This window comes from Metabacillus sp. 84, assembly GCF_050107715.1.
Lineage (GTDB): Bacteria > Bacillota > Bacilli > Bacillales > Bacillaceae > Metabacillus_B.
Genome location: NZ_JBNILN010000004.1, coordinates 182,626 through 204,624, shown reverse-complemented (window position 1 = coordinate 204,624; position 21,999 = coordinate 182,626). Strand labels below are relative to the sequence as shown.

The following is a 21,999-nucleotide window of genomic DNA, read 5'->3' as shown; positions in this document are numbered from 1 at the left end:
AGTTGAATACGATGCAAAAACTAATTGAAGAAATCACAAAAGAACAGCTTAAAACTGATCTTCCTGCGTTCCGTCCCGGTGACACTGTACGTGTACACGTTAAGGTTGTTGAGGGAACACGTGAAAGGATCCAGCTTTTTGAAGGTGTTGTGATTAAGCGTCGTGGCGGTGGAATCAGCGAAACATTTACGGTCCGTAAAGTATCTTACGGTGTCGGTGTTGAGCGTACGTTCCCGGTACACACGCCAAAAATCGCTAATCTTGAAATTGTACGCCGCGGTAAAGTACGCCGTGCGAAGCTTTACTACTTGCGTGAATTGCGCGGTAAGAAAGCCCGTATTAAAGAAATCCGATAAATTAGAGAAAGAGCTTGTTAAAGCAACAAGCTCTTTTTTTATAGTCTGTAATTATCCATAAAATAGCAACAGGGTCACAGCCCTCAAATTCCCCATCAAAGATCCAGGTTTTAACTTACCCAAACTGTGTAAAAATAGAATTAGCTGAAGATTGGGATGGTGAGCTGTTTGACAAAGGAAAGAAAAGAGTTTTTTGAGTGGCTCAAAGCAATTGCACTGGCCGTTATTATTGCAGTCATCATCCGCCAGTTTTTATTTTCAACAGTAGTTGTAGATGGTGAATCCATGCTTCCGGCACTTAATCCATTCGACCGGATGATCGTCAATAAGGCGGGGTTTTCTTTGTCAGGCCCAGAGCGTTTTCAGATTGTTGTTTTCCATGCATCCCAGGATGAAGATTACATTAAAAGGATCATCGGACTGCCGGGTGATTCAATTGAATATAAGCGGGACCAGCTATACATAAATGGCAGGCCCGCTGCGGAGCCGTACCTTGAAGAATACAAGAAACGGCTCATAGATCCTCCGCTCACTGAAAACTTTTCTCTGGAAGAAGTGACTGGAAGAAAGAGAGTTCCTGAAGGGCATGTATTTGTAATGGGAGATAACCGGCGGATCAGCAAAGACAGCCGGCATATAGGAACAGTGCCTGTTGCAGAGATTTTGGGGGAAGCCAAAATTGTTTATTGGCCGCTTCCGGATATGCGTATTGTGAAGTAAAAGGAAGGTGTAAGTATGGCGATACAGTGGTTTCCCGGCCATATGGCTAAAGCCAGAAGGCAGGTAACGGAAAAGCTGAAGCTGATTGATATAGTGTATGAACTGGTAGACGCAAGGCTCCCTTTGTCATCGAGAAACCCGATGATTGATGAAATCATTTCATCTAAACCACGGATTATTCTCCTGAATAAAGCGGACATGGCAGATGCCAGAGTTACAAAGGAATGGCTCGCTTATTTTAAAGATAAAGGAATGCATGCGCTGCCGCTTGATGCCCAGTCCGGAAAAGGATTAAAGGATATTCTGCCTTTATCCAAAGCTGTTCTGAAGGACAAGCTTGAGCGCCTTGAAGCGAAGGGGGTCCGGCAGAGAGCAATCAGAGCACTTATTATTGGGATTCCGAACGTCGGAAAGTCAACGCTCATCAACAGGCTCGCCAAGAAAAATATGGCGAAGACAGGCGACCGGCCAGGTGTGACGACGGCCCAGCAGTGGGTAAAGGTCGGGAAGGAAATTGAACTGCTTGATACCCCGGGTATCCTTTGGCCAAAATTTGAAGATCAGCTCGTTGGATACAAATTAGCTGTAACAGGAGCGATTAAAGATACCATATTAAACTTGCAGGATATAACTGTCTATGCTTTGCAATTTTTAAAAGAACATTATCCGGAACGTCTCAAGGAACGCTATGGGCTTGAGAGTATACCGGAAGAAATCGTTCCTCTCTTTGATGAGATCGCGGTTAAAAGGGGCTGCATGATGAGCGGAGGAATGATTGATTACGATAAAACCTCAGAGCTGGTCCTGAGAGAAATCCGTTCTGAAAAAATGGGCCCCCTATCATTTGAAAGACCTGGGGAAGAAATCGGATAAAATTTTTCGCCATGCCTAAAAAATGCTTTAAAATGAAAACTCAAGAACGCTGCCATATTATGCAGTCTTGGGTTTTTATTTTGGGCTGAGAAAGGGAGAAGGACAGCCGGGCTGTGTGCTAAAAAGAGAAATAAGCCGGCCGGCAGTCTTTTCTCCTGCTTTTTTGCATAACTCTTTATTTTTGATGAGCACTCCCGATAATACATATGAAGGAAGATCAATATGAAAACGATAAAGGAAATAGAATCCATCATTACGGGGATCGACTGTCTTCACGATCCTTCGCTCAGCAGGCTGCTTCAGGATAGCAGGGTTTCAGTAAGAAGACTGGCAGAACGGCACAGACGTAAGCTGCAAAAAAAGCAGGAACTGAGACTCGTTTTTGAAGAACTGAAAGGATTTGAGAATGCAGCCCGGTCCAAAGGTTTTACATCCATAGCCGGTATTGATGAAGCAGGACGCGGACCGCTTGCAGGACCTGTTGTTGCAGGAGCCGTTATTTTACCTGAGGATTTTTATCTGGAAGGGCTCAATGATTCGAAAAAGCTGTCAGAAACAAAGAGGGATTTCTTTTTCGAGGTCATTGAAAGAGAAGCACTTGCCATCGGAGTCGGGATTGTGCACGCAGAAGAAATTGACAGGATCAATATCTACCAGGCTGCTAAGAAAGCGATGAAGCTTGCTGTTGAAGACATGCAGATGGGTCCTGATTATTTGCTGATAGATGCAATGGAAATTGAGTTGGATATTCCGCAGGAAAAGATCATTAAGGGGGATGCGAGGAGCATTTCCATCGCTGCCGGGTCAATCGTCGCGAAGGTGACGCGGGACCGTTTAATGAAAAAATTGTCGCATTCCTATCCCGGCTACGGTTTTGACCGGAATATGGGCTACGGAACAGCGGTGCATCTACAGGCTCTAAGGCAGCACGGAGCTACTCCTCATCACCGGAAAACCTTTAGCCCTGTAAAAGAAATTCTTTAATGGGAGGGAAAGATGTTGGATCGGATACTCTCAAGTCTTCCTTCATTTTCAGGCAGCGGACCGCATGCCCGCATGCCGCTGCAGCCTGGACAGATCGCTTCAGGAAAAATAGTGGAATTATATCCTAATCAGCGGGCATTAGTCCAGATTGGAGACCGCAAACTGCTCGCCCACGCGGATGTTCCGCTTACAAAAGGCGCTGTCTATATTTTTCAGGCTTCAGGGAGGGAACAATCTGTTTTGGCTTTGAAAGTCTTAGAAAAACTCGAGTACTCGGAGCAGGCTTCAAATACCGGTCTCCTGAATTCTGCAGGAACCAGCAGCCGCCTTTCCCAAGTGCTGCAAAGGCACTCAGAATTGACACAGCACCTTCTAAGAGGAAATATCCCCTTTTCAGCAGAGGAATTGCGCAAAGCCGGAGAATGGCTTATAAGCCTGCCAGAGAGCTTAAAACCTCATGGGCTGTCAGCAGCTGCGGCTGTATTTGAAAAACAGCTGCCTGTCACAGAAGAAATTTTGTCCGCAATGCTTGAGACAAGGTCAGGCGGCTCAATAAAAGACAGCCTGCAGACTTTATCCGCAGCATTGGGGAAGCAGCCTAACCCTTCACAAGCGGAATTGGGATTAAAGCAAATGACCGAGAACGTCTTATCGTTGACCAATCAGAGAAAGGCTGTGCATTTGCTGGATATGGTCCGTCAGGCAAGCCTTCTCAGGAAGCCCGATCATGTGGCTGATGGAATTTTGAGAAAAGCGGAAGGGAATCCTCCTCCGGAAGAGCAGATCCGCCTTGCTCTGGCACCCGGCTCAAAAGAGGTTTTATTCTCCACGGAAGAACAATCCTGGCTTAGAGAAAAAGCTAAAGAGCTGGCTGTCTTATCCCAGCCTAAAGAGTGGATCCGGCTGTTTTCTGCTTTAAGAGAGACGTTGGGGTTAGGGGAAGCATCCGGTGAAACATTCAGAACGCTGCTTGAGCAGGCGGTTAACGGCAAAGGGCCCGCTGCTGAAGCATCAGAAAGGCTTGCAGCAAGACTGAATGGCTACCAGCTGGCACAGAGTGATCAGCCCGGATTCGCTGCCGTATGGCACCATTACCCTATTCAGGATGAACGGATCGGTTCTGATGTTTCAATAAGCTTTCAATTAAGAAAAAACCCGGACAATTCGATAGATCCTGCTTTTTGCCGTCTTGTCTTTTATCTCGAACTATCCAGTCTCGGACCGGTTATGGCGGATGTCCACATCCAAAACCGGATTGTCTCAGCAACGGTGAGCACCGAACCGGATATGTCCTTTGTGACTCCCGCTGCAAATGCCTTGCTTAAAACCAGGTTTGAGAACCTTCCCTATACGTTTTCCGGTATTGCTTTTAAGAAATTAATAAAAGAAGGGCTGGATGAGGCAGCACCTCATCATTCTGCCCGAAAAGGATACGATTGGACGATATGAGTGATTCCAGAAAGAGAAAGGCAGCTGCTCTTAAGTACGAAAACGGAAGCCAGAAAGCGCCCAGGGTAACGGCAAAGGGACAGGGCCTGATTGCGGATGAAATAATCAGCCGTGCCACCAAGGCTGGTGTACCTGTCAAAGAAGACCCATCTCTTGCCACCCTTCTGCATATGCTTGAGATCCAGCAGGAAATTCCAGAAGAGCTGTATACCGTAGTTGCTGAAATATTTGCTTATTTATATGAACTGGACAGAAGTGCCGGCGACAGCAAAGCAAAGCATTCCAAAGAAACCTAATCCTACATTTTTTATATTTTCACAAAAATAATTTTCACTTCAAAATTACGAATCTTTTGAAGGATTTAAAGATTTTGAGTGGAATGGTAGACAACCAATCAACTATTTTATAAAATGAAAGCGCAGTCTAATTTAGCTGATACATAGGTTAGGAGGATGGGAAATGAATATCCATGAGTACCAGGGAAAAGAAATCCTCAGAAAATATGGGGTCGCAGTACCAAATGGAAAAGTGGCTTTCACTGTTGAAGAGGCAGTTGAAGCAGCAAAAGAGCTGGGAACACAGGTAACTGTGGTAAAAGCACAGATTCATGCAGGCGGCCGCGGTAAAGCAGGCGGGGTAAAGGTTGCGAAAAATCTGGATGAGGTAAAAGAATACGCAAGTGATATTTTAGGAAAAACGCTGATTACTCATCAGACGGGTCCTGAAGGAAAAGAAGTCAAGCGTTTACTTATTGAGGAAGGCTGCGACATTAAAAAGGAATATTATGTGGGTCTTGTGCTGGACCGTGATTCTTCAAGAGTCGTACTGATGGCTTCAGAAGAAGGCGGAACAGAAATTGAAGAAGTAGCAGAAAAAACACCTGAGAAAATTTTTAAAGAATCCGTTGATCCGGCAGTCGGTCTGCAAATGTACCAGGCGCGCCGCATCGCATTCAACATTAACATCCCGCGTGAGCTTGTGGGCCAGGCGGCTAAATTTATGATGAGCTTATACAAAGCGTTCACTGAGAAAGACTGTTCAATTGCAGAAATCAACCCATTGGTTGTTACAGGCGACGGCAAAGTAATGGCGCTTGATGCAAAGCTGAATTTCGATGCGAATTCTTTATACCGTCAAAAAGATGTTCTCGAGTACAGAGATTTGGATGAAGAGGATGCGAAGGAGATTGAAGCATCGAAATACGATCTGAGCTACATCTCATTAGATGGAAAAATCGGCTGCATGGTTAATGGAGCCGGACTTGCGATGGCTACAATGGATATTATCAACTACTATGGCGGAGAACCCGCAAACTTCCTTGATGTTGGGGGCGGTGCGACGGCTGAGAAAGTAACCGAAGCGTTCAAGATTATTTTGTCCGACCGGAATGTTAAAGGAATCTTCGTCAACATTTTCGGCGGTATCATGAAGTGCGACATCATTGCAGAGGGCGTAGTGGAAGCTACAAAGCAAGTTGGCCTTGAAATTCCATTGGTTGTCCGCCTTGAAGGAACAAACGTTGACCTGGGCAAGCAGATTCTAAAAGATTCAGGATTGAATATTACAGCAGCTGAGTCCATGGCGGATGGAGCTCAAAAAATCGTTTCTTTAGTAGGCTAAGAAAGGCGGGGGAGAAAATGAGTGTTTTCGTTAATAAAGATACAAAAGTAATCGTTCAGGGTATTACCGGATCAACAGCTCTGTTCCACACGAAGCAGATGCTTGAGTACGGCACGAAAATTGTGGGCGGAGTTACGCCTGGTAAAGGCGGCACAGAGGTTGAAGGAGTGCCGGTATTTAATACAGTGATTGACGCAAAAAATCAAACAGGTGCAAATGCATCCGTCATTTACGTTCCAGCGCCTTTTGCAGCTGACTCCATCATGGAAGCAGTAGACGCAGAGCTTGACCTTGTTATTTGTATTACAGAGCATATCCCGGTCATGGATATGGTCAAGGTTAAGCGCTACATGGAAGGCAAAAAGACGCGTTTGGTCGGTCCTAACTGCCCGGGTGTCATCACACCGGATGAGTGTAAAATCGGGATTATGCCGGGATATATCCATACGAAAGGCCATGTGGGAGTTGTTTCCCGTTCAGGAACACTTACATATGAAGCTGTTCATCAGCTTTCACAGGCTGGAATCGGCCAGTCCACTGCTGTTGGAATCGGAGGAGACCCGGTGAACGGCACCAACTTTATCGATGTGCTAAAAGCCTTTAACGATGATCCTGAGACTTATGCTGTCATCATGATCGGAGAAATTGGCGGAACAGCGGAAGAAGAAGCCGCAGAGTGGGTAAAAGCCAATATGACAAAGCCGGTAGTAGGGTTCATCGGCGGGCAGACAGCTCCTCCAGGAAAGCGGATGGGGCATGCCGGCGCGATTATCTCCGGCGGCAAAGGAACAGCAGAAGAAAAGATTAAAACCATGAATGCTTGCGGCATCCAAGTAGCGGACACGCCTTCAGTCATGGGAGAAACGCTCATATCTGTTCTAAAAGAAAAAGGAATATATGAGAGCTGCAGAACACATTCATAATTAAATAGTAGAAACGGGTGCAGCGCACCCGTTTTTATTCGTATTTCATGCAGAAAGGGTGCTCGTGTGAACGCGGTTACAGAAAAACTCCTCCTTCTTTCTCATTGCCGGGGACTGAGTCCTGCAAACTTGAGAAAGCTATACTTGATTGATCCTTCCAAAAGCCTTCTCCTTAGCCTAAAGCCTTCGGATTACCTATCACTGGGACTGGTTTCCCAAAATTCCTCAAGCGCATTTACTGCAGATTTTCGATCGCTGGAGCCCGCTTACATTCAGAAAAACTTAGAAAAAGAAGGGGTCTCCTTTCTGACGATGAATGATTCATATTACCCTCGCGGATTAAAAGAAATACCAGATCCCCCAGTCCTGCTTTTTTATAAAGGAGATGTCTCCTTGCTGCTACAGAAGCACTCCCTGGGAGTCGCAGGATCCAGAGCATGCACAGCATACGGACTCGACTCCCTTACAAAAGTTCTCGTTCCCTTAATTAAAAAAAAATTCGTCATTATCAGCGGCCTTGCAGAAGGGATTGATGCTGCTGCCCACCGTCTTGCAATTAATAACGGAGGGAAAACAATAGCAGTCCTCGGTGGGGGATTCCAGCATATCTATCCCCGCTCCAACATAAAACTTGCGCAGGATATCAGTAAAAATCATCTGCTGCTGTCTGAATATCCGCCAGCTATGAAGCCGCAAAAATGGCATTTTCCCGAAAGGAACAGGCTGATCAGCGGTTTGTCATCAGGACTGCTCATTCCGGAAGCCAAGCATCGCAGCGGCTCTTTGATAACAGCGCAATTTGCACTGGAACAGGGGAAAGAAGTGTTTGCTATCCCGGGGAAAATTTCAGATAGCACCTCGGACGGAACGAATGAATTGATTAAGGATGGTGCAAAGCTTGTAATGAATTACCGGGACATTCTTGAAGAGTTTGCAGGTGTTAATAATGAGACAATCCATCCGAATTAAGGAATAAAATACCAGAGGACCGGAAATTACTGTTTGACAAACGCATGATATATATTTAATAATAGTGGGGATTTAACTTCAAATAATAAAAATGCTTACATTAAGCTTTTATAAACGCTTATTTCAAGAAACAGACAATAATTCGCTTTTTTAAGTCCGAGGAAAGCAGGGGCAGCCCTGCAAGCGTCAGTGAAAAACAGCTATATGCAGGGCAGGGCCCCGCGGGAATTTCAAAGGCGTGTATTTTGCATTTATGAGCCAGTGGAATCAGCGGGCGGAAATCTAATCGCATCCCGCTGCATGTAACATACAAAGAGAGAGATTACCTCTTGAGGGGGACATAAGTATGTCAGATTACCTTGTAATTGTAGAATCACCTGCAAAAGCAAAAACAATTGAAAAGTATTTAGGGAAAAAATTTAAAGTGAAAGCCTCTATGGGACATGTCCGTGATTTGCCGAAAAGCCAAATCGGGGTTGATGTAACACAGAACTTTACTCCAAAGTACATTACAATCCGCGGAAAAGGCGATGTATTAAAAGAACTGAAATCCGCGGCAAAAAAAGCAAAGAAAGTATATCTCGCAGCCGATCCGGATCGTGAAGGTGAAGCGATTGCATGGCATCTTGCCCACAGCCTTGACCTTGACGTCCATTCAGATTGCCGTGTTGTTTTTAACGAAATCACAAAAGATGCCATCAAAGAATCATTTAAACATCCAAGAGCCATTAATATGGACCTTGTTGATGCCCAGCAGGCCAGACGAATTCTTGACAGACTCGTCGGCTATAAAATCAGTCCGATTCTCTGGAAGAAGGTCAAGAAAGGGTTAAGCGCAGGCCGTGTTCAATCTGTTGCTGTCCGGCTGATTATTGACAGGGAAAAAGAAATCGGCGCGTTTACTCCAGAAGAGTACTGGAGCATCGAGGGCCAGTTTTTTAAGGGGAAAGACCAGTTTGAAGGGTCTTTTTACGGCATAGACGGGAAAAAACGGGAGCTCAAAACTGAAGATGATGTAAAAGAAGTGACCGCACGTCTAAAAGGCCATTCGTTTGAAGTGGCCAATGTGACGAAGAAAGAGAGAAAGCGGAATCCTGCTGTCCCGTTTACCACATCCACCCTGCAGCAGGAAGCAGCCAGGAAATTAAATTTCAGAGCGAAGAAAACGATGATGATTGCCCAGCAATTATATGAAGGAATCGATCTTGGCAAGGAAGGAACTGTCGGGCTGATCACTTATATGAGAACGGATTCCACAAGGATTTCAGAAACGGCCCAGACTGAAGCTTCTGGATATATCGAGCAGCAATACGGAAAAGAGTATCTTGGCATGAAAAAAACAGCTAAGAAAAACTCCAATGCTCAGGATGCTCATGAAGCGATTCGTCCGACATCTACATTAAGAGATCCATCCTCTATGAAGGAGTATTTAAGCCGCGATCAGCTCCGTCTGTATAAGCTGATATGGGAACGCTTTGTATCAAGCCAAATGTCATCTGCTGTGCTTGACACAATGAGCGTTGACCTGGATAATAACGGAGTTATCTTTAGAGCGACCGGTTCAAAGGTTAAGTTCCCGGGCTTTATGAAAGTGTATGTAGAAGGGAATGACGATCAGGTTGAAGAGAAGGACCGCTACCTGCCTGATCTGAAGGAAGGCAATGAAGTATTTTCCAAAGATATTGAACCTGCGCAGCACTTTACACAGCCGCCACCAAGGTACACAGAGGCGAGGCTTGTTAAAACGCTGGAAGAGCTTGGAATCGGCCGTCCATCTACATATGCTCCAACTCTTGATACCATTCAGAAAAGGGGCTATGTATCACTTGATAACAAACGGTTTATCCCAACCGAACTCGGTGAAATCGTTCTGGAGCTGATTGTAGAGTTTTTCCCTGAAATCATTGACGTTGAATTTACCGCGAGAATGGAGAACAGTCTCGATGAAGTGGAAGACGGGCATATCCAATGGGTAAAAATCATTGATGATTTTTATAAGGACTTCGAAAAACGGATCACCATCGCAGAAACGGAAATGGAAGAGGTCGAGATCAAGCCTGAATATGCCGGGATCGACTGTGAAGAATGCGGGAATCCGATGGTTATAAAAATGGGACGCTACGGCAAGTTTATGGCATGCTCCAACTTCCCGGATTGCCGGAACACAAAACCAATCGTTAAAGATATCGGAGTCCCTTGCCCAAAATGTGAGAAGGGCAATGTGGTGGAACGAAAATCCAAGAAAAAAAGAATTTTTTACGGCTGTGACCGGTATCCTGAATGCGATTTCCTTTCCTGGGATAAACCGATTGCAAGAAATTGTCCGCGCTGTGAAGCGATGCTTGTTGAGAAAAAGCTTAAAAAGGGTGTTCAAGTCCAGTGTACGGCCTGTGACTACAAAGAAGAGCAGCAAAAGTAACGGTGAGCCCTCTTGCTCACCTTCTTTTTGTTTGCATCTGCAGGGAGGAAAAACGAAAATGAATCAGACTACTGTTGTTAATGTAATTGGAGCCGGCCTGGCCGGAAGTGAAGCGGCCTGGCAGCTGGCAGAAAGAGGCGTTCACGTTCATTTATTTGAAATGAGACCCGTTAAGCAAACTCCGGCCCATCATACAGATAAGTTTGCAGAGCTTGTCTGCAGCAACTCTCTGAGAGGAAATGCGCTGACCAATGCGGTGGGTGTGTTAAAAGAAGAAATGAGGCATTTGAACTCTGTCATTATAAAATCTGCTGACGACTGTGCGGTTCCGGCTGGCGGAGCACTGGCTGTAGACAGGCATGAATTTGCAGGTCTTGTGACAGAGCGGGTGAAAAACCACCCGAATGTGACAGTCAGAAATGAAGAAGTGACGAGCATACCGGAAGGGCCAACCATCATCGCAACAGGCCCCCTCACTTCAAAAGCCCTGTCGGATGAACTGCAGAAGCTGACTGGAGAAGATTATTTCTATTTCTATGATGCCGCAGCTCCGATTATTGAAAAAGAGAGCATTGATTTGGAAAAGGTATATCTTAAATCACGCTATGATAAAGGGGAAGCAGCCTATTTAAATTGTCCGATGAATGAAGAGGAATTTGACAGGTTCTACGAAGCGCTTATAGAAGCTGAAACCGTTCCTTTAAAAGAATTTGAGAAGGAAATTTTCTTTGAAGGCTGCATGCCGATTGAAGTTATGGCAAAACGAGGCAAGAAGACGATGCTTTTCGGACCGATGAAGCCGGTAGGACTCGAAGATCCCAAAACAGGGAAGCGGCCCTACGCTGTTGTCCAGCTTCGGCAGGATGATGCCGCAGGCACCCTCTATAATATTGTCGGTTTTCAGACACATTTAAAATGGGGCCCTCAAAAAGAGGTGCTTAAGCTGATCCCGGGACTTGAAAATGCTGAAATCGTCCGTTACGGGGTAATGCACCGCAACACCTTTATCAATTCTCCGAACCTCTTAAAGCCAACCTATCAGTCCAAGCACCGGGATGACCTGTTCTTTGCAGGGCAAATGACCGGAGTCGAGGGGTATGTAGAATCTGCTGCGTCAGGCCTTTTGGCCGGTATTAATGCGGCAAATCTCGTTCTTGGCAAGGAGCTCGTCGTTCTCCCGGCAGAAACAGCGCTCGGGAGCATGGCAAATTATATTACAAATGCCAACCCAGATAACTTTCAGCCAATGAACGCCAACTTTGGCATTCTCCCGGAGCTTCCTAAACGGATAAAAGTTAAAAAAGACCGGTATGAAGCGTACGCAGAAAGAGCGTTGGAAACAATTCAAAAAATTTCGAAAACAATTTAATATTCATTGCAAGGGCGGTTACAATGTGATAACATTTAATCGCCCTTGTGAGGTGATGAAATGGAAAATGTTAAGAAATGTTTAATTTTGTTCGTAGAATATTTACAAATTGAGAAAAACTATTCACAATATACAATTGTGAATTATACTGCAAATATTGATGAATTCTCTGTTTTTATGCAGGAAGAGGGGATTGCTGGTCTAGATCTTGTCACCTACCAGGATATTAGGCTCTATCTAACTAGACTTCATCAAAGTAAACTGGCAAGAAAAACCATCTCCAAAAAGATTTCAAGTCTCAGAAGTTTCTATAAGTTTCTCAACCGTGAAAAGCTGCTGACGGAAAATCCGTTTGCTCTCGTATCTCTGCCGAAGAAAGAAGGGAGAATTCCAAACTTTCTTTACGAACAGGAACTGGAGCTCCTGTTTTCGGTTTCAGATCTGAACACCCCCCTGGGCCAGCGCAATCAGGCCCTGCTGGAAATGCTTTACGCAACAGGGATAAGGGTAAGCGAATGTGCGGGCATGAAAATCCGGGATGCAGATTTGTTTATGGGAACGATTTTAGTAACAGGCAAAGGGAGCAAGCAGAGATATGTCCCATTCGGAAGCTTTGCACAGGATGCATTAGAGCTGTACTTGAATGACGGCAGAAAAAAGCTTGTTCAAAACACGGCTGATAGTGAGTCCATCTTTGTCAACAGCCGAGGCAATCCGCTGAAACCCGGCGGAATCAGGCATATTTTAAACGAATTGGTTAAGAAATCATCTGCAAACCTACATATTCATCCGCACATGTTTCGTCATACGTTTGCTACCCATCTTTTAAATGAAGGCGCAGACTTGCGAAGTGTTCAGGAGCTGCTGGGGCATTCCCATCTATCCTCCACACAAATTTATACACATGTTTCTAAGGACCAGCTGAAGAAGACGTATATGTCTCATCATCCTAGAGCATAACCTGTTTATTAGAGGAGGAATTGAATATGGGCGAATTCCATGCAACCACAATTTTTGCGATCCACCATAATGACGGCTGGGCGATGGCTGGAGACGGTCAGGTCACATTCGGCAATGCTGTTGTAATGAAGCATACGGCAAGAAAAGTACGCAGATTATTTAACGGGAAAGTTGTCGCGGGATTTGCAGGTTCAGTTGCCGATGCTTTCACTTTATTCGAGATGTTTGAAGGCCGTCTGGAGGAGTATAATGGAAATCTTCAGCGGGCAGCAGTGGAACTGGCTAAGGAGTGGCGGAGCGATAAAGTGCTCAGACGCCTGGAGGCAATGCTGATTGTTATGAACAAAGAAGATCTGCTTCTCATATCCGGAACCGGAGAAGTCATTGAACCTGACGATGGGATCCTGGCTATCGGTTCTGGAGGAAATTACGCTCTATCGGCCGGCAGAGCTTTGAAACGCTATAGCGGCGAGACTTTGACTGCAAGGGAAATTGCTGAAGGAGCACTCCGGATTGCTGGAGAAATCTGTGTGTATACAAATGGCAATGTGATTGTAGAAGAGCTGTAGGAAGGGATTGGTAAAGATGAAAAGCCAATTAACACCCCGTCAAATTGTTGAACGCCTGGATCAATACATTGTTGGACAAAATGATGCAAAACGGGCAGTAGCAGTTGCCCTCCGAAACCGTTACAGAAGAAGTCTGTTAACCGATTCCCTAAAGGATGAAGTCGTTCCTAAAAACATTTTAATGATCGGACCTACCGGAGTCGGAAAAACGGAAATCGCGAGACGGATCGCTAAGCTTGTCGGAGCACCTTTTATTAAAGTCGAAGCGACAAAATTCACAGAAGTAGGCTATGTAGGACGAGACGTTGAAAGCATGGTCAGAGATCTAATGGAAAGTTCCATCCGCATCGTGAAGGAAGAAAAAATGAGTGAAGTGAAAGGTTCAGCGGAAGAAAATGCCAATCGGCGCCTTGTTGAACTTCTCGTCCCATCCAAGAAGAAAAACCAGCAAAACAAAAATCCTTTCGAAATGCTTTTTGGAGGCACCCAGACCCAGGAGCAGCAAACATCCTACGATGATGACTCGGATTTGGCTGAACGGAGAAAGAAAATGGATCACCAGCTCAGAATGGGTGAGCTGGAAGATCGGTATGTAACGGTCGAGGTGGAAGAGCAGCAGCCGTCCATGTTTGATATGCTGCAGGGCTCGGGTATGGAACAGATGGGCATGAACATGCAGGATGCACTCAGCGGTTTTATGCCTAAAAAAACTAAAAAGCGGAAGCTTACGGTTAAAGAAGCCAGAAAAGTTCTACAGAATGAAGAAGCACAAAAGCTGATTGATATGGAAGAAGCGACTCAGGAAGCCGTTTCGAGAGCAGAACAGTCCGGAATTATTTTCATTGATGAAATAGACAAAATTGCCAAAAAGAACAGCGGCGGCGGCTCTGCTGATGTGTCAAGGGAAGGAGTACAGCGTGATATCCTTCCTATTGTTGAGGGCTCAACGGTCGTAACCAAATACGGTCCGGTCAAGACAGATCATGTTTTGTTTATCGCAGCAGGAGCATTCCATATGGCCAAACCATCTGATTTAATCCCTGAGCTTCAAGGGAGATTTCCAATCCGGGTGGAATTGACGAAGCTGACTGCAGAGGATTTCGTAAGGATTCTTGTCGAACCGGATAATGCTCTTCTTAAACAATATAAGGCTTTACTGGAAACAGAAGGTATAAAACTTGAATTTTCTGACGATGCTATTCGTAAGATTGCAGATGTTGCATACCATGTCAATCAGGATACAGATAATATTGGAGCAAGAAGACTACATACCATTCTGGAGCGGCTGCTCGAAGATCTTTCATTCGAAGCTCCGGACGTTACGATGGATCAAATATCGATTACCCCGCAATATGTTGAAGAAAAACTGGGGAAAATCGCAAACAATAAAGATTTAAGCCAATTTATCTTATAGAGATTGATTATTTTTAGGAGGAAACCCAATCATGGCTTTACTAGAGAAAACGAGAACGATTAATGCAATGCTGCAAAAAGCGGCCGGAAAACCGGTTAACTTTAAAGAAATGTCAGAAATACTAAGTGAAGTAATTGAAGCAAACATATTTATTGTCAGCAGAAGAGGCAAGCTCCTCGGATTTGCCATTAATCAGCAAATTGAACATGAGCGGATGAAACAGATGCTTGAAGACAGACAGTTCCCTGAGGAATATACAAAAAACTTATTTAAGGTATCAGAAACTTCATCAAATTTGGATGTATACAGTGAATATACGGCTTTCCCTGTTGAAAACCGCGACCTGTTCAAAAACGGGCTAACGACAATTGTCCCAATCATCGGCGGAGGAGAAAGGCTCGGTACGCTGATCCTTGCCCGCTTAGAAGCTCAGTTTGAGGATGATGACCTGATTATGGGTGAATATGGGGCAACCGTTGTCGGAATGGAGATTTTAAGGGAAAAAGCCGAGGAGATTGAAGTGGAGGCAAGAAGCAAGGCTGTCGTGCAAATGGCTATAAGCTCTCTTTCTTACAGTGAACTTGAAGCAATCGAGCATATCTTTGAAGAACTGAACGGCAGTGAAGGACTCCTGGTAGCAAGTAAAATTGCTGACCGTGTTGGAATTACCCGTTCAGTAATTGTAAATGCACTGCGCAAGCTGGAAAGTGCAGGTGTGATTGAATCGCGTTCTCTTGGTATGAAAGGGACGTATATAAAAGTGCTTAATGACAAATTTCTCATGGAATTGGAACGTTTAAAATCAAATTAACGAAAAAAGACACTCCATAATGGAGTGTCTTTTTATTTATGTGAGCATAAATACTTATGTTTTATAGGACTAAAGTCCCGTTCAAAAAATAGAACAATATAAGCACGAAAATTTACAAGAACTTCATAGACTTTAAGCCCATATATCACTACAATAACAGTATAGATTTAACATTTTTCGACATGAACAACATACGAATGTCTTAGAACTATTGTGGGGGTTAGGTTATTGCTTTTTTCGAATACAGTGACAACTCTTGAAAATGCACTCAAAACAACCAATATACAGCAAAAAGTTATATCAAATAACATTGCAAATGCAGATACTCCAGGCTTTAAAGCTAAGAAAGTCTCCTTCGGCAGCCTTTTAACCAGGGAAATTTCCAACATACAGGCGAACAAAACAGATGTGAGACATATCGATTTTTCCAAAACCTCTACTGGAGGAGCCGTCATAAAAAACAAGGACAGCGCCTATCACGCAAACGGCAACGGAGTAGACATTGACTCGGAAATGGCGGATTTGGCAAAAAATCAAATTCAATACAATGCCCTGGTCGACAGGCTTAATGGAAAGTTCAAATCATTGCAGACCGTTTTAACAGGAGGCAGGTAAACATATGACGATTTTTAACACATTAAACACTGCCGCATCTGCCCTTACAGCCCAAAGGCTTAGAATGGATGTCGTATCATCCAATATCGCCAATGCGGAGACCGCAAGAGGAAAGCTTGTGGATGGAGAATGGCAGCCGTATCAGCGGAAAATGGTTGAAGTCAAGGAAAAAAACAGCTTTTCGTCCATGCTTTCAAGAGCCGGAAACGGAATGGCTGGCAGCGGAGTGGAAGTGACTAGAATCAGCGAAGATGAATCGCCATTTAAACTGGTTTACGACCCTGCTCACCCTGATGCAGATGATCAGGGCTACGTGCGGATGCCGAACGTAGACCCGCTGAAAGAAATGACCGACTTAATCAGCAGCACCCGCTCCTATGAAGCAAATGTGACCGTCTTTAACGCTTCCAAGAGCATGCTTCTCAAAGCATTGGAAATCGGAAAGTGAGGATGAACAAGGATGATCAACGGAATTAGCCCCGCATCTCTTCAGGCAATCGCGCCATCAGGCCCTTCAGCTCAGTCTGCAGGGGGAACACAGCCTGGCCAGTTTGGAGAGATGCTGAAGAATGCCTTGAATGAAGTAAACCGGACACAATTGGAATCAGATAGCATGACAAACGCACTTGCGAACGGCCAGAATGTTGAACTGCAGGATGTCATGATTGCAGCAGAAAAAGCCAGCGTGACCCTGTTATCTGCTGTAGAAATGAGAAATAAAGCGATAGAAGCATATCAGGAAATCATGCGTATGCAAATGTAAGATGACTATTGCCGCCTTTTAACGAGTCGTCATCAGAACCGGGGGAACAGTAAGAATGAATCAAAAGATAAGAAATGCGGGTGAGAAAATCCTCCAATACTGGAGGAGCAAGTCAAAAGGGCAAAAAGGGATGATCATTGGGGGGTTTCTGGGAGCGGTCATAGCAATCGCTGTGCTGGGCTTCTTTTTATCAAGGCCGAACCTGGTTCCGCTCTACAATGAATTGACACTTGAAGAAGCAGGTCAGATTAAGGAAACACTCGATGGAAGAGGCGTGCAGTCTGAAATTGCCGATAATGGCACTTCAATTCTCGTGCCAGCTGAAATGGTCAACAGCCTTAAAGTTGATCTGGCAGCAGAAGGGCTTCCTGAAAGCGGATCGATTGATTATTCCTTTTTCGGTCAAAATGTAGGGTTTGGAATGACAGATAATGAGTTTGATGTGTTAAAGCTGAAGGCTACTCAAACGGAGCTATCCAACCTTATTAAAGGAATTGAGGGAGTCCGTGATGCGAGTGTCATGATTAATCTTCCTCAGGAAACGGTGTTTGTAGGGGAGGAAGCAGAACAGGCATCTGCTTCCATAGTGGTGACTATGAAGCCGGGTACCAATCTGGACCAGACGAGAGTGGACTCTCTTTATCATCTCGTATCCAAGAGTGTACCGAACCTTCCTGCTGATAATATCGTCATAATGGACAACAACTTTAATTACTTTGACAAAAATAAAGACAGCGACCCGGCGGTAAGCAATTTTGCCACACAATATGACATTAAGAACGGCATAGAGCGTGATTTGCAGCAGCAGGTTCAAAAAATGCTTGGAACCATGATCGGCCAGGATAAGGTTGTCGTTTCCGTTACAACAGACCTGGATTTCACTCAGGAAAACCGGGAAGAAAATCTCGTAGAGCCTGTAGATGAAGAAAACATGGAGGGCATTCAGGTCAGCGCCGAAAGGATTACTGAAGCCTATACCGGAAATGGGGCTGAGGCAGCCGGCGGTACAGCAGGCACAAATGAAGGCGATATTCCGAACTATGAAGAATCTGCCCGGAATGGAGAGGGCGATTACGAGCGGACTGAAGAGCGGATAAACAATGAAGTAAACCGCATTAAAAAACAAATTACAGAGAGTCCTTATAAAATAAGGGATTTGGGAATACAAGTGATGGTCGAGCCGCCTAACCCTGAAAATCCGGAATCTATTCCGGAGGAGCGGGTTGAGGATATCAGACAAATGCTCTCAGCGATCGTGCGGACTTCCATAAATAAGGAAGAAAATGCTGAACCCATCTCAGACGAGGATATTGAAAGTAAAATTGTCGTATCCGTTCAGCCCTTTGAAGGAAAGCTTCAGCCGCTTGAAAGTACGGAATCTGCCGGCATTCCAATCTGGGTGTATGTCGCAGGCGGCATTTTGCTGGCGGTTATCATTCTTCTGATCATCCTCTTATTCAGAAAAAGAAAAACGAATGATGAAGAGTATTACGAGGAGATTGTAACGACTGCGCCGCTTCATGTGCCTGATGTAAATAACGACAGTGAAACTGAAGGCGATGTAAGACGGAAACAGCTCGAAAAACTAGCAAAAGAAAAGCCGGAAGATTTTGCGAAGCTGCTCAGAACCTGGCTCTCTGAGGATTAAGGAGGAACGGACGTGGCAAGAAGAGATCAAACAAAGTTATCCGGAAAGCAAAAAGCGGCCATACTCCTTATTTCCATGGGACCGGACGTTTCAGCTTCTGTTTATAAACATCTTTCCGAGGAGGAAATTGAGAGACTCACGCTTGAGATTTCCGGAGTCCGGACAGTGGATTCTTCAAAAAAGGAAGATATCGTAGAAGAATTTCATGAAATCGCAATGGCTCAGGATTTTATCTCATCCGGCGGCATTGCCTATGCAAAAGAAGTGCTTCAAAAGGCATTGGGCGAGGAACGGGCAGTATCAATAATCAGCCGGTTAACCTCTACGCTGCAGGTAAAGCCATTTGATTTTGCCAGAAAAGCAGAACCAACGCAAATACTGAACTTTATCCAAAACGAGCATCCGCAAACGATTTCTCTGATTCTATCTTATCTGGATCCGGTGCAGGCGGGTCAGATTCTGTCTGAGCTTCCCCAGGAAGTCCAGGCAGATATTGCAAGGCGGATTGCCGTTATGGACAGAACCTCCCCTGAAATCATCAATGAGGTCGAACAGGTTCTTGAGAAGAAACTCTCCTCTGCATTTACGCAGGATTATACTCAGACCGGCGGGGTGGAAGCAGTAGTGGAAGTGTTGAACGGCGTGGACCGCAGTACAGAGCGAACCATTCTCGATGCTCTGGAAATACAGGACCCGGAACTGGCTGAAGAAATTAAGAAGAGAATGTTCGTCTTTGAAGACATTGTGACTCTTGATAACCGGGCGATTCAGCGCGTAATCCGGGATGTGGACAATGAAGATCTGAAACTGTCTCTTAAAGTGGCGAGTGAAGAAGTAAGAGACATTGTTTTCAAAAATATGTCTACCAGAATGGCCGAAACATTCAAAGAAGAAATGGAGTATATGGGGCCGGTCCGATTACGGGATGTTGAAGAATCCCAATCGAGGATTGTCGGTGTGATCAGACGTCTTGAGGAGAACGGTGAAATTGTAATTGCCAGAGGCGGAGGAGACGATATCATTGTCTAAGCTGATCAAGTCCCGATATTCTTTGAAACAAGCGGTTTCTCCTGAACTGGTGCCCATCATTAAAATGGACGAAAGACTATTCTTCCAGGAAAAGAGTGAAGAGCCTGAATTCCTTCAAAACGCAAGATTGATGAGCGAAAAACTGATCTGCCGGGCAAGAGAAGAAGCAGATGAAATGCGACTGGCTCTGGAAGCTGAAAAGAGCAGCTGGGAGCAGGAACGGCTCGTTCTGGAGGAAAAAGCAAGAGAAGAAGGCTATAAGGAAGGGCTGAATTACGGCAGGCAAGATGGACTGGAACAAATGGGAGGACTCATTCAGGAAGCGAATCGGCTAGTATCCTTATCCAGAGAGGACTACCTGGAAAGAATCGCTTCTTCGGAGGAAACCATCGTCTCCCTTGCTGCAAGAATGGCTGAAAAAGTGATTGGATCGATCCTGGAAGACAACCCCGATAAGATGAAAGAGATGGTTAAGCAGCTTTTAAAGGAAGTCAAAGATTACGATGAAATCAAAATATTTGTTCATCCAGACCGCTATGAATATGTGCGTTCCCAGAAAGAAGAGCTAAAACAGCTTCTCACAACTGAACAGGAATTATTTCTTTATATGGATGACAGCCTTTCTTCTTTTGACTGTTACGTTGAAAGTTCATTCGGACGGATTGATGCTTCTGTCGAAACCCAGCTGAGTCAGCTGGAGCAGCAGCTTCTTGAAAGACTAGGTGAAGGAGGATCCTCATGAAAGCAGCGGACCTGCTGAATACAATTGATATGCTTGATTCCTATAAGCGTTACGGCAAGGTGAAAAGGGTAGTCGGCTTAATGATTGAATCCAGAGGCCCCGCCAGCTCCATAGGGGATTTATGCTACATCCACACCGGGTCAGGAAAAATTAAAAAAATACCGGCCGAGGTAGTCGGGTTTAAAGAAGAAAATATCCTGCTCATGCCCTTTTCCCCCGTTTCAGATATTTCACCGGGAAGCATAGTCGAGGCGACGAAAGAGCCTCTTAGAATTAGAGCCGGTGTTCCGCTGATCGGAACCGTTCTTGATGCACTCGGTATGCCGCTCGATGATGCCGCGCTTCCAAAAGGGCTGTCGTATGTTCCATCGGACCAGGCTCCTCCGAATCCTATGAAGCGGCCTCCGATCAATGAACCGATGGAGGTCGGGGTGAAGGTAATCGATTCTTTGCTCACAGTCGGAAAAGGTCAGCGGGTAGGAATTTTTGCGGGAAGCGGCGTCGGGAAAAGCACGCTGATGGGAATGATTGCGAGAAATACGAAGGCGGATCTTAATGTCATCGCACTGGTGGGGGAACGAGGAAGAGAAGTTAGGGAGTTCATCGAGCGCGATTTAGGGCCCGAGGGCCTAAAGAGATCAATCGTTGTTGTGGCTACTTCAGATCAGCCAGCTTTGATGAGGATGAAGGCTGCCTATACTGCAACGGCAATTGCCGAGTACTTCCGTGATACGGGCAGGAATGTCATGCTGATGATGGATTCGGTAACGAGGGTCGCCATGGCCCAAAGGGAAATCGGTCTTGCCATCGGAGAGCCTCCCACGACGAAAGGCTATACGCCTTCGGTCTTTGCAATCCTTCCGAAGCTCCTTGAACGGGCCGGTACAAACGAGAATGGTTCCATTACGGCTTTTTATACCGTCCTTGTGGATGGAGACGATATGAATGAACCGATTGCAGACACGGTAAGGGGAATATTGGACGGACACTTTGTTTTGGATCGCGAGCTTGCCAACAAAGGGCAGTTTCCGGCCATTAATGTACTGAAAAGCATCAGCCGGGTCATGAATCAGCTCGTTCCTTCAGAGCATAAGCAAGCTGCCGGCAAGCTCCGGGAATCCCTCTCTACTTATCTCAATTCAGAGGATTTGATTAACATTGGCGCCTACAAAAAAGGTTCTTCCTTTCAAATAGATGAATCCATTAGACTCTACCCTGAGATTCTGGGCTTTTTAAAGCAGGAAGTACATGAAAATGTCACACTGGCAGAAAGTGTTACCCAATTATTTATGAAAATGGAGCTGAATCACAACTGATGGAATACGCGTTTCGTTTCCAGAAGATTCTGGAACTAAGGGAAAATGAAAAGGAGCAGCGTCTTTCGGAATACAACCGGTCTGTACAGGACTTTGAGTCAGCCGCAGAAAAACTATACGATTCCATGAAGAAAAAAGAAGTTCTTGAGGAAAATACGAAGGTAAAGCTCGAGAGCGGGATGCAAATCCAGGAAATCCGCCATTATCAGCAATTTGTAACCAATTTAGAAAAAGCGATTGATTATCATCAGAAGCTTGTATTTATCAGCAGAAAAAGAATGCAGGATAAACAGGAAGTACTGATGGAAAGCAATGCTGAGGTTAGAAAGTTTGAGAAAATGAAAGAACGCGATTTTGAAAAAATTAAAGTTCTGGAAAAAAACAATGAGACGAAGAACATGGATGATCTCTCCATTCGATCGTACATGTATCGGGAAATATAGGTGGAGG

The 21,999-nt window shown here is 45.0% G+C and carries 23 protein-coding genes; all 23 read left to right on the top strand.

Translation table 11 applies throughout. The features are described 5' to 3' along the window. Positions 1-11: 11 nt before the first annotated feature. The 23 genes from rplS (at position 12) to fliJ (ending at position 21,992) form a co-directional block, all read left to right on the top strand. On the top strand, positions 12-356 hold the full coding sequence (gene rplS, locus ACQCV8_RS09975) for a 50S ribosomal protein L19 (protein ID WP_035411981.1): 345 nt from the start codon (positions 12-14) through the stop codon (positions 354-356). A gap of 168 nt (positions 357-524) precedes the next feature. Then, positions 525-1,076, top strand: a complete 552-nt coding sequence (lepB, locus tag ACQCV8_RS09970) for a signal peptidase I (RefSeq protein WP_426844471.1) — start codon at positions 525-527, stop codon at positions 1,074-1,076. 15 nt (positions 1,077-1,091) lie between these two features. Further along, positions 1,092-1,949 (top strand): ribosome biogenesis GTPase YlqF, encoded by an 858-nt coding sequence (gene ylqF / locus ACQCV8_RS09965; protein WP_426844470.1) that lies wholly within the window; start codon positions 1,092-1,094, stop codon positions 1,947-1,949. A gap of 222 nt (positions 1,950-2,171) precedes the next feature. Beyond that, positions 2,172-2,933: a ribonuclease HII gene (locus ACQCV8_RS09960; protein ID WP_426844469.1), complete on the top strand. Its 762-nt coding sequence runs from the start codon at positions 2,172-2,174 to the stop codon at positions 2,931-2,933. Between the two features lie 12 nt (positions 2,934-2,945). After that, entirely contained in the window at positions 2,946-4,382 is a 1,437-nt protein-coding gene (locus ACQCV8_RS09955; RefSeq protein ID WP_426844468.1) for a hypothetical protein, read from the top strand. After that, a complete protein-coding gene (locus ACQCV8_RS09950; RefSeq protein WP_426844467.1) occupies positions 4,379-4,678 on the top strand; it encodes an EscU/YscU/HrcU family type III secretion system export apparatus switch protein in 300 nt (99 codons plus the stop codon). The genes ACQCV8_RS09955 and ACQCV8_RS09950 overlap by 4 nt, the downstream gene beginning before the upstream one ends. Positions 4,679-4,841: 163 nt before the next feature. After that, entirely contained in the window at positions 4,842-6,002 is a 1,161-nt protein-coding gene (gene sucC, locus ACQCV8_RS09945; RefSeq protein WP_426844466.1) for an ADP-forming succinate--CoA ligase subunit beta, read from the top strand. Positions 6,003-6,019: 17 nt separating this feature from the next. Continuing rightward, on the top strand, positions 6,020-6,925 hold the full coding sequence (gene sucD, locus ACQCV8_RS09940; RefSeq protein ID WP_426844465.1) for a succinate--CoA ligase subunit alpha: 906 nt from the start codon (positions 6,020-6,022) through the stop codon (positions 6,923-6,925). 66 nt (positions 6,926-6,991) lie between these two features. Further along, positions 6,992-7,894 (top strand): DNA-processing protein DprA, encoded by a 903-nt coding sequence (dprA, locus tag ACQCV8_RS09935; RefSeq protein ID WP_426844464.1) that lies wholly within the window; start codon positions 6,992-6,994, stop codon positions 7,892-7,894. A 346-nt stretch (positions 7,895-8,240) separates the two neighbouring features. Then, positions 8,241-10,313 carry a type I DNA topoisomerase gene (gene topA, locus ACQCV8_RS09930; protein WP_426844463.1) on the top strand — a complete coding sequence of 691 codons (2,073 nt, stop codon included), beginning with the start codon at positions 8,241-8,243 and terminating at the stop codon, positions 10,311-10,313. A gap of 58 nt (positions 10,314-10,371) precedes the next feature. Beyond that, complete coding sequence (gene trmFO / locus ACQCV8_RS09925; RefSeq protein ID WP_426844462.1) at positions 10,372-11,682, top strand: FADH(2)-oxidizing methylenetetrahydrofolate--tRNA-(uracil(54)-C(5))-methyltransferase TrmFO; 1,311 nt, start codon at positions 10,372-10,374, stop codon at positions 11,680-11,682. Between the two features lie 60 nt (positions 11,683-11,742). Then, positions 11,743-12,642 (top strand): tyrosine recombinase XerC, encoded by a 900-nt coding sequence (xerC, locus tag ACQCV8_RS09920; RefSeq protein ID WP_426844461.1) that lies wholly within the window; start codon positions 11,743-11,745, stop codon positions 12,640-12,642. A gap of 26 nt (positions 12,643-12,668) precedes the next feature. Then, on the top strand, positions 12,669-13,211 hold the full coding sequence (hslV, locus tag ACQCV8_RS09915) for an ATP-dependent protease subunit HslV (protein ID WP_426844460.1): 543 nt from the start codon (positions 12,669-12,671) through the stop codon (positions 13,209-13,211). A 16-nt stretch (positions 13,212-13,227) separates the two neighbouring features. Then, a complete protein-coding gene (gene hslU, locus ACQCV8_RS09910) occupies positions 13,228-14,625 on the top strand; it encodes an HslU--HslV peptidase ATPase subunit (protein WP_426844459.1) in 1,398 nt (465 codons plus the stop codon). 31 nt (positions 14,626-14,656) lie between these two features. Beyond that, positions 14,657-15,436 carry a GTP-sensing pleiotropic transcriptional regulator CodY gene (gene codY, locus ACQCV8_RS09905; protein WP_426844458.1) on the top strand — a complete coding sequence of 260 codons (780 nt, stop codon included), beginning with the start codon at positions 14,657-14,659 and terminating at the stop codon, positions 15,434-15,436. Between the two features lie 228 nt (positions 15,437-15,664). Next, positions 15,665-16,051 carry a flagellar basal body rod protein FlgB gene (gene flgB / locus ACQCV8_RS09900; protein WP_426844457.1) on the top strand — a complete coding sequence of 129 codons (387 nt, stop codon included), beginning with the start codon at positions 15,665-15,667 and terminating at the stop codon, positions 16,049-16,051. 4 nt (positions 16,052-16,055) lie between these two features. Beyond that, positions 16,056-16,499 carry a flagellar basal body rod protein FlgC gene (gene flgC, locus ACQCV8_RS09895; RefSeq protein WP_426844456.1) on the top strand — a complete coding sequence of 148 codons (444 nt, stop codon included), beginning with the start codon at positions 16,056-16,058 and terminating at the stop codon, positions 16,497-16,499. 12 nt (positions 16,500-16,511) lie between these two features. Further along, on the top strand, positions 16,512-16,814 hold the full coding sequence (fliE, locus tag ACQCV8_RS09890; protein WP_426844455.1) for a flagellar hook-basal body complex protein FliE: 303 nt from the start codon (positions 16,512-16,514) through the stop codon (positions 16,812-16,814). Between the two features lie 55 nt (positions 16,815-16,869). After that, on the top strand, positions 16,870-18,462 hold the full coding sequence (gene fliF, locus ACQCV8_RS09885; protein ID WP_426844454.1) for a flagellar basal-body MS-ring/collar protein FliF: 1,593 nt from the start codon (positions 16,870-16,872) through the stop codon (positions 18,460-18,462). 12 nt (positions 18,463-18,474) lie between these two features. Continuing rightward, the gene (gene fliG / locus ACQCV8_RS09880) at positions 18,475-19,491 is read left to right on the top strand and encodes a flagellar motor switch protein FliG (protein ID WP_426844453.1); all 1,017 of its coding nucleotides are present in this window, start codon (positions 18,475-18,477) and stop codon (positions 19,489-19,491) included. Next, positions 19,484-20,233 carry a flagellar assembly protein FliH gene (gene fliH, locus ACQCV8_RS09875; RefSeq protein ID WP_426844452.1) on the top strand — a complete coding sequence of 250 codons (750 nt, stop codon included), beginning with the start codon at positions 19,484-19,486 and terminating at the stop codon, positions 20,231-20,233. The genes fliG and fliH overlap by 8 nt, the downstream gene beginning before the upstream one ends. After that, complete coding sequence (fliI, locus tag ACQCV8_RS09870; protein WP_426844451.1) at positions 20,230-21,549, top strand: flagellar protein export ATPase FliI; 1,320 nt, start codon at positions 20,230-20,232, stop codon at positions 21,547-21,549. The genes fliH and fliI overlap by 4 nt, the downstream gene beginning before the upstream one ends. Continuing rightward, positions 21,549-21,992, top strand: a complete 444-nt coding sequence (gene fliJ, locus ACQCV8_RS09865; protein ID WP_426844450.1) for a flagellar export protein FliJ — start codon at positions 21,549-21,551, stop codon at positions 21,990-21,992. The genes fliI and fliJ overlap by 1 nt, the downstream gene beginning before the upstream one ends. Positions 21,993-21,999 lie beyond the last annotated feature (7 nt).